At 64.2% G+C, this 13,610-nt stretch carries 5 protein-coding genes; 2 read left to right on the top strand and 3 right to left on the bottom strand.

Annotated elements, in window-relative coordinates; all coding sequences use genetic code 11:
* Window positions 1-12: 12 nt before the first annotated feature.
* A complete protein-coding gene (locus HGP13_RS10360; protein ID WP_172224845.1) occupies window positions 13-7,770 on the bottom strand; it encodes an MBG domain-containing protein in 7,758 nt (2,585 codons plus the stop codon).
* 9 nt (window positions 7,771-7,779) lie between these two features.
* The gene (locus tag HGP13_RS10355; RefSeq protein WP_172224844.1) at window positions 7,780-9,480 is read right to left on the bottom strand and encodes a ShlB/FhaC/HecB family hemolysin secretion/activation protein; all 1,701 of its coding nucleotides are present in this window, start codon (window positions 9,478-9,480) and stop codon (window positions 7,780-7,782) included.
* Between the two features lie 448 nt (window positions 9,481-9,928).
* On the opposite strand from HGP13_RS10355, the gene HGP13_RS10350 reads away from it, so the two are divergent.
* Together HGP13_RS10350 and HGP13_RS10345 are read left to right on the top strand one after the other, a co-directional pair.
* Window positions 9,929-10,795: a hypothetical protein gene (locus HGP13_RS10350; RefSeq protein ID WP_172224843.1), complete on the top strand. Its 867-nt coding sequence runs from the start codon at window positions 9,929-9,931 to the stop codon at window positions 10,793-10,795.
* Between the two features lie 187 nt (window positions 10,796-10,982).
* Window positions 10,983-11,843, top strand: a complete 861-nt coding sequence (locus HGP13_RS10345; protein ID WP_172224842.1) for a hypothetical protein — start codon at window positions 10,983-10,985, stop codon at window positions 11,841-11,843.
* Between the two features lie 239 nt (window positions 11,844-12,082).
* On the opposite strand, the gene HGP13_RS10340 is transcribed toward HGP13_RS10345, so the two are convergent.
* On the bottom strand, window positions 12,083-13,597 hold the full coding sequence (locus HGP13_RS10340; protein WP_172224840.1) for an aldehyde dehydrogenase family protein: 1,515 nt from the start codon (window positions 13,595-13,597) through the stop codon (window positions 12,083-12,085).
* Between the last annotated feature and the right edge of the window lie 13 nt (window positions 13,598-13,610).

Here is a 13,610-nt window from a genome sequence, read left to right as displayed (position 1 = left end):
CCGAGCAGCGTCCTATTGCACCGAGCCGGCGTTACAGACAGCCGCGATCTCGCCGATATTCTGGCAGAAGGCAGGGCTGTCGAGACGCGGGTCCTCGACCAGCGCCTGCGCGTCGCCCGCAGCTGGCTGTCCGGTGAAGAAAACCGGGACAGGCTGCCCGCCGCCATGGCTGGCGGCGTTGTAGGCAACAACGCTGGCTGTGTCGGCCGATGGCGCAGCACTGCTTGGCTGCACCACCAGATCGGCGCCGACATAGGTCAGGTCGTAATTGGCCGATGCGGCAAGACTGCCTTGGTCGATGGCGTAGCTGCCCGGCGCGCTTGCCGTGGTCGCATCGGTCGCGAGCGAGCCGGCGAGCGTGTCGCTGCCGACCAATCCCAGCCCACCGATCGTGTAGGTGAGCGGCGGGTTGGGCATGCCTTGCGGCCGGCCTTGCGCGTCGGCCACGACAGTAATGGCGCGTTTGCCAATGGTGAAATCCGCGCTGACATAGGTGATGTCGTAGTTCGAATTTGCCGCGTTGGTCAGCGTGCCCTGGCCGATTTCATAGCTGCCTGCATTCTCACCGGCGGCCCTGTCCGGCGCGCCTACCAGGGCGACGCCATTGCCAAGATAGGAATAGCTGTAGCCATAGGACGACGGATCGGCGTCGCCGTAGGTCTTGCCCTGGCCGGCATTCGCCGTGACCGTCACCGATCGCTTGGCGATGCTGAAGTCGGCCCCGACATAGCTGATGTCGTAGTTCGAATTGGCCTCGTTGCTGATACCGCCCTGGCCAATCGCATAGTTGCCGACCGTCTCTCCGGCGGCGCGGTCGAGAGCGCCAACCAGCGCCACGCCGGTGCCGAGGCTGGTGAACGTATAGCTGTACGAGGACGGATCGATATCGCCATAGGTCTTGCCCTGGCCAGCATCGGCCGTGACCGTCACCGACCGCTTGCCGATGCTGAAGCCGGCATCGACATAGGTGATGTCGTAGTTCGAATTGGCGGCATTGGTCAGCGAACCCTGGCCGACGACGTAGCTGCCGACATCCTCGCCCGAAGCGCGGTCGAGCGCGCCGACCAGCGCCACACCAGTGCCAAGGTCCGAATAGGTATAATCGTACGATGACGGATCGGCATTGCCGTAGGTCTTGCGCTGGCCGGCTGTCGCTGTGACCGTGACCGACCGCTTGCCGATGCTGAAGCTGCCGCCGACATAAGTGATGTCGTAGTTCGAATTGGCGGCGTCGGTCAGCGTGCCCTGGCCGATCGTATAGCTGCCAACATCCTCGCCAACGTCGCGGTCGAGCGCGCCAACCAGCGCGGCGCCGCTGCCGAGATCGGAGTGGGCGTAGCCATACAACGGATCGGCATTGCCGTAGGTCTTGCCCTGGCCGGTATCGGCCGTGACGGTGATTGCCCGTTTGCCGATGCTGAAATTCGAACCGACATAGGTGATGTCGTAATTCGAATTGTTGGCGTTGCTCAGCGAGCCCTGGCCGATCGCATAGGTGCCAACATCCTCGCCCGCGTCGCGGTCGAGCGCGCCAACCAGCGCCGCGCCGCTGCCGAGATCCGAGTAGGTGTAGCCGTAGGACGACGGATCGGCATTGCCGTAGGTTTTCCCTTGGCCAGCGGTCGCAGTGACCGTGACAGCCCGCTTGCCGATGCTGAAATCGTTGCTGACAAAACTGATGTCGTAGTTCGAATTGGCAGCGTTGGTCAGCGTGCCCTCACCGATGGCGTAGCTGCCGACGTCCTCGCCCGAAGCGCGGTCGAGGGAGCCAACCAGGGCCGCGCCGGTGCCGAGATCCGAATAGGTGTAGCCGTAGGATGACGGATCGGCATCGCCGTACGTCTTGCCTCGGCCGGCGGTCGCCGTGACCGTGATAGCCCGCTTGCCAATGGTGAAATCGTTGCTGACGAAACTGATATCGTAATTCGCATTGGCGGCGTTGGTCAGCGTGCCCTGGCCGATCGTATAGGTGCCGACGTCCTCGCCGGCGTCGCGGTCGAGCGAGCCGACCAGAGCTGTGCCGCTGCCGAGATCGGAGTAGGTATAGCCATAGGACGATGGATCGGCATCGCCATAGGTCTTGCCCTGCCCGGAATTGGCGGTGACGGTGACCATCCGCTTGGCAACGGAAAGCAGGCCGCTGCTGCCAAAGGCAACGGCGTAGCCGTTCAGCCCAGCGACGTTGGCGGCATCGATAGTGATCGTATAGGTCCCGGCTCCGAGCTGCTGTGTGGCAAGCGTAGCGGGGGTATAGAGCGTCGGCGCGCCGGTGAAGGCGGTGGTGGCACTGTCGCCGAGATAGGCGTTGGCCACCCCTGCCTGATAGCCCGAGACCGAACAGGTCAGCGTCGGCATCGCGTCGCCGTAAACCTTCGACGCATTGTCGGAGGTGAAGGTCAGCGTTGGCTGGTAGGCGAAGACATAGCGATTGCCCGTCGCACTTACGGCGCCGCCGGCAGCCGTATTCCAGATCGCCGTGTTACCGCTGTCGAGGTTGCCGAATGTGTTGCCGGTCGGACCTGCGGCATAGACAAGCCAGCGGCCTGTTCCGGAGACCGAAACCGCGTCGCTGCCACGGTTGTTGACGAAGACGCCGCCAGCCGAGAGCGCGACATTGGCGTTGCTGCCCGCGGTAACCTTGGCCGTGGATGCGACCGTCAGTTTGCCTGGTGTCCTGACCGTGACCGCGCCGCTCGCGGTCACACCGTTGACGCCTGCGACGGTTCCAACCGTCAGGTCGCTGTTGTCGGTGACGCTGACCGTTCCGGTCGAGGCCGCCAGCGTGCCGATCGCATTGCCGGCATTGTTGAGCGCATAGTTGCCGCCGCTGCCGAGCAGGAGAAGACTGCCCGCGCTTATTGAGGCCGTCTGGGTCACCGTTCCCGTCGAGGAGAACACGAGCGTGCCCGGCACATAGGCGGCCTGGTCGATGGCGAAAGTCGCTGCCGACGGGTCGATCTCCATATTGGCAAGCCCGCCGATCAGGCTGGAGGCCGTGGTATTGCTGCCGACCGCCGTGACGCGCGCGCCGTTGAGCGCCGACAATGTCGCCGCCGAACCTTGCTGCTTGAGATAGGTACCGTAGATCGACAGGCCGCTTATGTTTCCGGTGGCGTTCTGCTGGAAGGTGGCGCCGGCCGAGGGTCCACTCGACATCACCAGCCCTTGGCTGCCGCCGGCGGCGATGGTGCCGTTGGGCAGCAGGAAATAATAATAGCCGTTGGCGCCGGTCGAGCCGACCGCCGAGGCCGGCGTCATCGTGCCGTTGACCAGAATGTTGGTGGCGACGCCGGCAAGCGGTGTTGTGCCGCGATCGCTGTAGGCCGTCCCGGTCACCACCTGCGGTGTCGTCGGATAAAGCCATTTGAAGTAAGGCAGGCTGGTGTTGGCGACGAGCCCCCAGGTCGATGACGAGAAGCCGGTCTGCAGCGCCACCATCAGCTGTGCCGTGGTCTTGCCGGTGGCGCTCGCGCTTGCGCCTGTGGTGATGCCGGCACCGATGCCCGAGAGGCCGGCGCCGGCCGTATCGATGTCCCAGTAAGACGTCTTGACGGTCGCCGGCTTGTTGTTACCCGACGTGTCGGCCATGTTGTTGCCGACGAGCCCGCCGACATTGGTCGTGCCGCTGACGTAGCCGATCGAATAGGAGCTCTGGATGCGGCCAAAAAGGGAAACACCGCCGGAATAGACCGAGCCGTTGAGACCGACGAGGCCGCCGACATTGCTGGTGCCATAGACAGCACCGGTCGCGTAGGTACCGGTCGTGCCGGCGATCGCACCGACGATGCTGAGATTGCGCCCCACCAGGCCACCGACCTGGTCAACGCCGCGCACCACCCCGGTGGCGAAAGAGGTATCGATGTAGCCGCCGGCATCGTTGTTGCCGACCAGGCCGCCGACCGCGGTGACCCCGGTCACCGCCCCGGTTGCATAGGCTTGCGTGGCGCTGAAGGTGGAGAGGCCTAGTAGCCCGCCGACATTGTTGCGTCCGGTGACGGCACCGGTTGCATAGACGGTGTCGCTCGGACCGCTGCCGACTTGGCCGGAGGCCTGCCCGAACAGGCCGCCGACATTGTCGCCGGTCGCCGTAACAGTCCCGGTCGCATAGGAGGTGTTGTAGAAGCCGGCCAGGACATAGCCGAACAGGCCGCCGACATTGCTGCGGCCGCTGACCGCCCCTGTCGCCGAAGCGGCAACATTGGTGCTGACGGCTTCCACCCAGCCGCGGCTCGAATTGTTATAGCCGGCGAGCCCGCCGACATAGTCGCGGCCACTGACCGCGCCGCTTGCCGAGACATCGTTGATGTAGCCGGCTTCGATCGAGCCGGCGAGACCACCGACATAGTCGCGCCCGCTCACTGCCGCCGAAGCGGACACGTTCATGAGATAGAACGGATAGTAGGTGCTGCCATCGCTCGCATAGCCACGATTGCCGCCGAGAAGCGCGCCGACATGGTCGCGTCCAGTAATCGAGCCACAGGTCACTTTGACGTTCTGGATGGTTGCGGCGTTGGCATAGCCGAACAGGCCGACATAGTCGGTCGTCGGCCGGTTGATGAACAGGTTGGAGACGGTGAGGCCCTTGCCGTCGAACGTACCGGTGAAAGCATGTTCGTTGGTCGCGCCGAACGGCAGGTTGGAATTGGCCGGGAAACCGGTGCCGGCATCGAGGGCGTTGCCGATCGGCACGAAGCCGGCGGCACCCCATACGCCCTGACCGCCTGCCGTCGTGCTGGCATCGATATCGTTGCCGAGCGTGTATTTGCCGTTCAGGTTAAGCGCCATCAATTGCAGCTGGTGCGCATTGGTGATGGTGGTCGAATATTCCGACAAAAGCATCGGCCGTGTGCCGCCGGCAGCACCGCCGGCATTGTTCAGCGTCGAGTCGGCGTCGACGATCACCCAGCCGGCGCCACCACCCGTGGTGCCGAACGTCCAGCCAGTGAAGCTCGACGCCGTCAGGAAGTCGCTGGTGTGCAGTCCCGTTCCGCCGGTGGCGGTGTTGGGCCCCCAGCCGGCGGCGGCAGTGGCACCGGTGGTGTCGAGGTCGAAATAGGACGAGGCAATGCTGCCGCTGTTGTAGCCGACGATCCCGCCAGGCGTCGCGCCAGTCAGCGCACCGGTGGCGTAGGAGTTTGTGACCGTGGTCGTCGCATCCAGGGAAGCACCGACGAGCCCGCCGACATAGCCCTGGCTGGCGTTGACCGCGCCCGTCGCATAGGAAGTGCCGATGCTGGCCGTGCCTCTAGTGGAGCCGACGAGGCCGCCAGCCTGGGTGGCGCCGTCACCGTACACAGTGCTCGATGAATAGGATGTGGCGATCGAGGCGCTATCGAGATTACCGACCAGGCCTCCTGCCCTTGACGAATTCCCGGATGTTACGGTTCCCGTGGCGAAGGACCCGGTGATCGAGGCGCCAAAGCTGGCGTCGCCAACGAGGCCGCCGCTGTTGCTCTGGCCGCCTATGGTTACCGCGCCGCTGGCCGAAGAACCGGTAATGCTGCCGGCGAAAAGAGCGCCGACAAGACCGCCGGCATTGTCGGCATACCCGGCCTGCACCGTGGCCGTCGAGATCGCACCACTGATCGTGCCGCTGCTGAAGCCAATGAGGCCGCCGACGGAGCGATAATAGTCCGCGGTCGTCCTCACGCTGCCCGAGACGGTCACGGCACTCACCGTTCCCTCATTCGTGCCGGCGAGGCCGCCGATGGTGGCGCTGTTGGCTGAGCCGCTCGCTCCCAAGATCGCGACATTCGCCAATTTTAGATTACGCACAATGGCGCTGCCGGCGATGTCGCCGAACAGGCCGACGCTGCTGTCGGGCGACGTGATGGTCAGGTTGGATATAGAGTTGCCGAGACCGTCGAAAGTGCCATTCAGCGTGTCGACGACAGCCGAGGTGAAGATCGTCCCGGTCGCATCGATGCCGCGGCCGAGCGCGTAGTTGGCGCCGCTGTTGTTCTTGATGTTGCGCAAATCGTTGAGCGTGTTGACCAGCATCGCCGCGTTGAGCGTGCCGCCGCCGGCGATGTTGCCGGAATAGTTCTCGGTCGGATTGGCGTAACTTGTGTTGTTGATGCCGCTGCCTGCCGGATTGACCGTGGGGTTGTAATAGATCGAGACGACCCCTGACGTGCTCGCCTTGATCGCGCTGCTGGCGAAGCTCACCGTGCCGGTCCCGGTGCCGGAACTGTCGGCGCGCAGGTTGATGGCCCCGCCGCCGGTGGAGGTCAGGCTCGCATTGACGGCGATGTTGCGATTGGCGCTGAGCGTCAGCGAATTGCCGCTCGCCCATGTCACGGCATTGGCGACGGTGATGTCGCCGGTCTGGCTGCCGGCAGTGCCGGTCGTGACCGTGACGTTGGCGTTGGCGAGTGCGCTCTGCAACGTCGAAACGCGCAGGATCGAGTTGTTGCCGCTGGCGGTGTAGGTCCCCCCCGATCCGGAAGCGGCAGGCGAGCCCGTCGCGGTCTGGATCGTCAGATTGTAGGGGTCGAGCAGCAGATAGCCTGTATCGCCAAAGCGGGCGCTGAGGTCGACATTGCCGTCGAAATCGAGGACGCCGTGGCTCGACACTTCGGTGGACCCGCCATTGCCGCCCTGCTCGCCACCGCGCGCCGAGATCATGCCCTCGAAACCCGTTACCGCATCGGACCAGACAATGACGGTGCCGCCATTGCCGTTACCGGTGGCATCGGCCTTGATGGTCGAAGCCGCGTCGATCTCGGTGGTGTCGGCGTGCTGCAGCGTACCTGAGCCCTGATAGTCACCGCCGATCTTGACCGTACCGCCGCCATCCTTGCCCGAGGCATCGACCTTGGCTGCCTTGAGCTTCAGCTTGCGGCCGGTGACCGTGACCTTGCCACCCTTGCCGCCGCTTTTGGCCGCAGCATCGAGCGTACCGGAAATCTCAACCGAGCCCTGGTCTCCACCAAGCACGATAGCGCCGGACTGGCCGGACACGGTGCGGGCCTCGATGACACCGGACATATTGACCGCCTGGCGCGCGGCATCGCGCACCGCCGCGGCCTTGAGTTCGACCGTCCCGCCATCGGCGCTGATAGTACCGGAATTGCTGACCAGCGCGTTACTGCCGTCGGCCTTGGTCGGCACGGAAACCTGCAAAAAGCCGTCGCCGGAGAGATCGAGCGTCGCTTTCTCGCCCGAACCCAGCCCGGCCTTGCCCAAGGGCACGCTGATCGAGCCGGCATTGTCGACACTACCGCCGATCAGAGCCGCATAGCCGCCACGGCCGATCGAGACGGAGCCTTCGTTTGAAACAGCCGCCGAGGCGCCTTTGCCCTGGAATGTGAGCTTCCCCGCTTTGAAGTCGTCATCGCTGATATCGAGCGAGGAGCCGACGAAACCGGCAGCACTGACCTTGCCGGTCTTGGAGATGGCGATGCCGTTGGGGTTGACGAGAAAGACCTGGCCGTTGGCGTTGAGCTGGCCTGCTATCGTCGACTTTGTGCCGCCGGTGACACGGTTGAGCATCGTCGAGGTCGATGTCGGCTGGTCGATGTTGACGGTCGCACCCGCGCCGATCGAAAAGCTCTGCCAGTTGACGATCGCCGAATTGGTCGACTGCTTGATGCTGAGCTGCGAGGATGACGGGTTCGAGATGGTGACGCCGCCGGAGGCGACGCTGCCGCCGGTCGGCAGTTGCTGCGCCCGCGCCGAGGTGAAACCGACGAGTGCGGTCGAGGCCAGCAACAGCGCCATCAGCGGTGCGCTGGTGCGGTTGCGGCGGTGTGGTGAGTGGCTTCGCATGCTCACACCTCAGAACTGGATCGCGCCGGCGAGCGAAAAGCGATCGCTGGTCGGCAGATGGTCGTCGCGATGCTGGCGGCCCCATTCCAGCGTCAGGCTGGCGTTGGTCGCATCGCCCGCAAGGGCCGTGCCGACCTTCAGGCCAAGCCCGTATGACGCGCCGACAATGTCGGCCGTCTCGAGCACGGTCGGCATTTCGAGATGGACCTGCCCGATAGCGCCGAAGACATAGGGCGATAGCGAAACGATGCCGCCGGTGAATGGCACGTACCAGGGCGAGGACAGCTCGCCGCGAAGCACATAGCCGGAATCCCCCTGCAGCGCGCCGGCGTCGAAGCTCGACAGACTGTTGGCGCCGACGAGCCCGATCTGCTCCGACTGCAATAGCGGCTTGCCGAACGAGGTCTGCGCGCGGGCATAGAGATCGAGGCCGAGATGGGTGGCCAGCGGCTGGCTGTAGCTGGCCTGGACCTCGAGCTTCTGGAAGTCGGCATCGGCGCCCTGGCGTGACAGCGGCAGCAGCGGCGTGGCGTCGGCGGCTGAGCGCGCGCCGAGCCCGTCAATGCCGAACGAGGCCACGACATTGCCGGTGAAGACGCCGCCGAGCGACGTGAACCAGGTGGCGTCCGTGCCGAACCTGATGATACGCAGCCGATCCTCGGCGATCGGCAGCGAGATCGGCGTCGCCGCGTTGAGAAAGTCGTTCTGCGCGTCGAACGAGAGTTCGCTGCGGACGGTCAGTTCACGGCTGCGGATCCAGGGATAGCGAAGCCTGGCCGAATAACGCTCGAACTCGCTGCCGAAGCCGAGCGTGCCGGGCTCGGCGGCCGGGTTGGCGCGTGTGCGGGTGGCTTCCAGGTTGAGCGTCAGCCCGTCATAGCCGATCGGCACGACGATGCCGGCGGCATAGTTGCGGTTGCGCGGAGCATCGGTGAACAGGCCGCTCTCGCCGCCATCGGGATAGCCGCCGATGCGCACATAGACGAGTTCGCCGAGGCCGAGCAGCGAGTTGAAATCGACGCCGACGCCCGTCGACCAGCGCTGTAGCGATGGCGACAGCGAATTGTCCACGGTGACCTGGCCGCCAAGCGGGCGGTACTTGCCGTCGATGACCAGTACGCTGGCGCCCTTGGCGGTGCCGGCCTGCAGGGTCGAGCGCAGCCTGGCGCCCGGCATGTCGCCGGCCAGAAGCAGCTTGCGCTCGATCGCCGACAGCTTGATGCTTTTTTGCCCGACCAGCGGCGCCAGCGTTGCCTCGACCCGTCCGCGTATGCGCTCGGGCAGGTTGCTGGTGTCGATCCGCTCGAGATAACCGTCGATGACGACGAGGCTGAGCCTTGCGCCGTCGTTGAGCTTCTGCGCCGGCAGCACGACCCGAACCAGAGCATAGCCGGCGCGGCCATATGCGGTCTCCAGCGCACGCGCCGCGGCAAAGATTTCCGCCGCCGTCACCGTGCGATGGGCGATGCCCGCAACGATCTTGCGCGTTGCCTCGGCCATGTCGGGCAGGCCGCCCTCGACACTGACATCCCTGAGCTTGACCTTCAGCTTCTCGGCGCCCGCCGGCGCCTCGAGACCCGATCCTTCCGGGATCGTAACGCCCGCCATGTTGGTCTGCGGCGGCGGCCGGAAACTTGGCGGCGTGATCTGGCTGGCGGTCTCAGCGAACGCACCGGCGGGGAGCCCTAGACATATCGAAGCGGCGAGCATGGCGGACCACCCACCACGCACCCCGGGCCTGCAGGAAACGGGCAGGCCTTTGGCTTGTTTGCCAAACGCGATCTTGCTTCTATACTTCACCCAGCCACTCGTAATTCGAGGTACATGCGGGCAAGGCTTCGCCGCCGGGCGATCTCTGATCGCTCGTCTTTGCCGCCGTTTCTCGAATTCATGTCCGAAAGGCATGCCCCCGCCCCTCGGATGGCGCGGAAACTATGCCTGGCCCTGATGAAGGTCAATTCAACCTGCGGCTGTTCGGCTGACTATTATTGGGAGGGGTTTTCGAAGCTATAGCAATTGGTTAGCAAGTTGCGCCGCCAACCTGTCGCACTTTGACCGGTCCAGTTCTCGGCATTTGGTACCTCTGGACACAAGTGTTGAAGGTTGGAAAATGAGCAACGAAACTACGCTGTTGGAGTTGACTCGAAAGAGCAGGAGGATGGCGCTGAATTTGCAAGATATTGCCGGCCATCCGGCGTTGCATCGCTTCGTTCAGGAGCAGTCGCTGGCGTTGATCCAGATCTATGAAGAGAGCCCCAGGCTGGCTGCCATTTTTGCCACGCAGCAGCGCTGGCTGATGGCCCATGTCGGCCTTGCCATGCACTTCAGGCGCGACCCGAACGACCGCCGCAAGGAGCTGACGGTATCGCGTTTCATCGAGGTCGTGCACAAGAACGCCGTGGCCAGCCGCAACACGGCGGACGCTTTCATCAAGGAGATGCTGCACTACAACATCGCCGAGTATGTGGCGGGCGGCGACGGCCGCACGCATCCCCTGCAACCGACAGCGGCCACCATTGAGAGATTCACCGGCTGGGTGATCGCCCATCTGCGCACGCTTGACCATATCGATGGCGGCGACCGGCTGGCCAGATACCTGGACCGGCCCGACATGCTTGCGACGCTGCAGCCGCTGGTGGCTGACGGCCTGCTTGCGTCAAAGCCGGTGCGCGAACCCAACCAAACCTTTTCCCTGTTCATCTGGCTCAACAATGGCGGCATCGTCATGGACTGGCTGATGTCCGGCATCGATCCCGACCACGCCGGCCTGGAGCGGATTCCGACCAGCGTGGTGTCGATCGGCGACTTCGCCAAATGGCTCAAGCTGTCGCGGACCCATCTCGGCCGCAAACTGCGCACCGCCGAGGAACTCGGCAGCATCGGCTGGCTTGGCCAGCGTGGCCATTCGGTGATGTGGGTGTCGCACGGCTTCTACGAGGAATACATGACCGTCCAGGCCGCCAAGCTGGCCGTCGTCGACAGCGCCTTCGAAGCCTGTTTTCCGCCGCTGCAAGGCGGTGGCTGAGCAGCGCCGCGCACAAGGGCAAATTTTGGGGGAAATCGTGAAGCGGATTTCCGTCTGGAATTAAGTCGAAACACCCACTGTACACATTCACTCACTATTAACGGCCGGCGTCTGGACACGAGCCGCGAAGGCTGAAAATGTGGTTCTCGCGTCTTCGCGGCAAGGGGGCTTATCGCAGCGGGGGAGAATGGCGCTCACATTGGAAGAAATTGCCGCTCATCCGGCATTGCATCGCTGTGTTCGCGTCCAGGCGCAGGCGATGAACCAGACCTATGAGACGAACCCGCGGCTTTCCTCGGTGTTCGCCACACAGCAACGCTGGCTGATGGCCCATATCGGTCTCGCCCTGCATTTCAGGCGCGAGCCCGACGACTATCGCAAGGAACTGACTGCGGCGCGTTTCATCGACGTGATCCGCCAGAATTCCGTGGCCAGCCGCAACACCGCCGATGCCTTCATCAAGGAAATGCTGCACTACGGGTTCATCGAGTATGTGCCCGCGACACAGGACGGCCGCATCCGCCCCCTGCAGCCGTCTGTGGCCTCGCTGGAGCCGGTTACCCTCTGGCTGATGGCGCATCTGCACACGCTGGACAGTCTCGACGGCCGCCTGGCCCTGTTCCTGTCACGGCCGGACGCACTCGCAATGGTGCAGCCACGGATCGCCGATGGCTTGCTCTCGTCCAATCCGGTGCGTGAGCCCAGGCAGACGTTTTCACTGTTCACCTGGCTCAACAATGGCGGCGTCGTCATGGACTGGCTGATAGCGGGCGTCGATCCGGATCATGCCGGCCTCGATCGAATCCCGACGGGTATCGTGTCGATCGGTGATTTCGCCAAGTGGCTGAAACTGTCTCGAACCCATCTGGCGCGCAAGCTGCGCGATGCCGAGGACCTCGGCAGCATCGGCTGGCTCGGCCAACGCGGCAATTCGGTGATGTGGGTGTCGCCCGATTTCTATCAGGAATACATGAGCGCCCAGGCCGTGAAACTGGCCATCATGGATGCCGCATTCGCCGAAGCCTTTGGTTCGGCGGCAGGCCACTGACCGGTGCGGCATCCTCCACGCGGGGATGCAGGAATCCGCGATGGCCGCTAGCACTCAAGTTGCCGCCATGCGCGGCGTTATGATTGGAGAGGGACCTGCCATGAAAAAGCGTTACGAAAAACCGACGCTGGACAAGCGTCAGAGGCTGTCCAGCGTCACTGCGGCATGTACGCCCTCAACCTGTGTCAATTGATGCTCGCGGGCTTCACCGACACTGACCTTGAGCAGACTCGGCGTTCTCAATCGATGTCGAAAGAGACGCCCTGGGCAAGCGGCAGCGCCTTGGAATAATTCACCGTGTTGGTGGCGCGCCGCATATAGGCCTTCCACGCATCGGATCCGCTCTCGCGGCCGCCGCCGGTTTCCTTTTCGCCGCCGAAAGCACCGCCGATCTCGGCTCCCGACGTGCCGATATTGACGTTGGCGATGCCGCAGTCCGAACCGTCGACGCCGAGGAAGCGCTCGGATTCCTGCAGGTCACGCGTGAAGATCGACGACGACAGGCCCGCACCCACCGCATTGTGTTCGTCGAGCACGGCGTCGAAATCGGAATATTTCATTACATAGAGGATCGGCGCGAAGGTCTCTTCGGTCACCGGCGAGACTTGGCTCTGCATTTCGACCAGCGCCGGATGCACATAATAGGCATCCGGGTGGCCGTTCTCGACCCGCGTACCGCCGGTCACCTTGCCGCCATGGGCGGCCGCTTCCTTCAACGCCTTCTGCATGGCATCGAACGCCGCCTTGTCGATCAGCGGTCCGACCAGCGAGGACGTCTCCAGCGGATTGCCGACAGAAACGCTCTCGTAGGCCTTCTTCAGGCGCGGAACCAGCGCGTCATAGACGCTGTCATGCACGAACAGGCGTCGCAGCGTCGTGCAGCGCTGGCCGGCCGTGCCCATGGCGCCGAAGGCGATGGCGCGCAGCGCCATGTCGAGATCGGCGGTCGGGCAGACGATGCCGGCATTGTTGCCACCCAATTCCAGCACGGCGCGCGCGAAACGCTTGGCGAGGCGTGGGCCGACATCCCGGCCCATGCGCGTCGAGCCGGTGGCCGAAACCAGCGGCACCTTGGGATGGTCGACCAGGATTTCGCCGACGGCACGGTCACCGATCAGCACCGGCGCCAGGCCCTGCGGCGCATCAGTGCCGAAACGCTTCGCCGCGCGCTTGAAGATCGCTTCGCAGGCAAGTGCGGTCAGCGGCGTCTTCTCCGACGGCTTCCACACCACCGCGTCACCGCAGACCAGCGCCAGTGCCGCATTCCACGACCACACAGCGACCGGGAAGTTGAAGGCCGAAATGACGCCGACGACGCCGAGCGGATGCCAGGTTTCCATCATGCGATGGCCCGGCCGTTCGGTGGCGATGGTCAGACCGTACAATTGCCGGGACAGACCGACGGCGAAATCGCAGATGTCGATCATCTCCTGCACTTCACCGAGGCCCTCGGACGGGATCTTGCCGACCTCGATCGATACCAGCCGGCCAAGCCCGGCCTTGTGCGCACGCAGTTCCTCGCCGAGCAGCCGCACCAGTTCGCCGCGCCGGGGACCCGGCACCATCCGCCAGGACTGGAACGCCTTGTGCGCGGCATCGATGGTCTTGGCCGCATCGGCGGGCGAAATCGTCTTCAGCGCGGCAATCTCTTCGCCCGTTACCGGGCTGCGCACGATGAGGTCGCCGCCGACAAGCGCATCCTTGGCCACACCCAGTTTCGCCAGAAGCTCAGCCGTTTCCTTCGCTATGGTCATTTTTGTCCCTTTC

It is taken from the genome of Mesorhizobium sp. NZP2077 (assembly GCF_013170805.1).
GTDB lineage: Bacteria > Pseudomonadota > Alphaproteobacteria > Rhizobiales > Rhizobiaceae > Mesorhizobium.
The sequence above is the reverse complement of the archived record's forward strand: the minus strand, read 5'-3'. Positions and strand labels throughout refer to the sequence as shown.

Excerpts from the sequence above, each read along its gene's own strand:
- HGP13_RS10360 (WP_172224845.1), bottom strand. The coding sequence starts at position 7,770 with ATGCGAAGCCACTCACCACACCGCCGCAACCGCACCAGCGCACCGCTG.
- HGP13_RS10355 (WP_172224844.1), bottom strand. The coding sequence starts at position 9,480 with ATGCTCGCCGCTTCGATATGTCTAGGGCTCCCCGCCGGTGCGTTCGCT.
- HGP13_RS10350 (WP_172224843.1), top strand. The coding sequence starts at position 9,929 with ATGGCGCTGAATTTGCAAGATATTGCCGGCCATCCGGCGTTGCATCGC.
- HGP13_RS10345 (WP_172224842.1), top strand. The coding sequence starts at position 10,983 with ATGGCGCTCACATTGGAAGAAATTGCCGCTCATCCGGCATTGCATCGC.
- HGP13_RS10340 (WP_172224840.1), bottom strand. The coding sequence starts at position 13,597 with ATGACCATAGCGAAGGAAACGGCTGAGCTTCTGGCGAAACTGGGTGTG.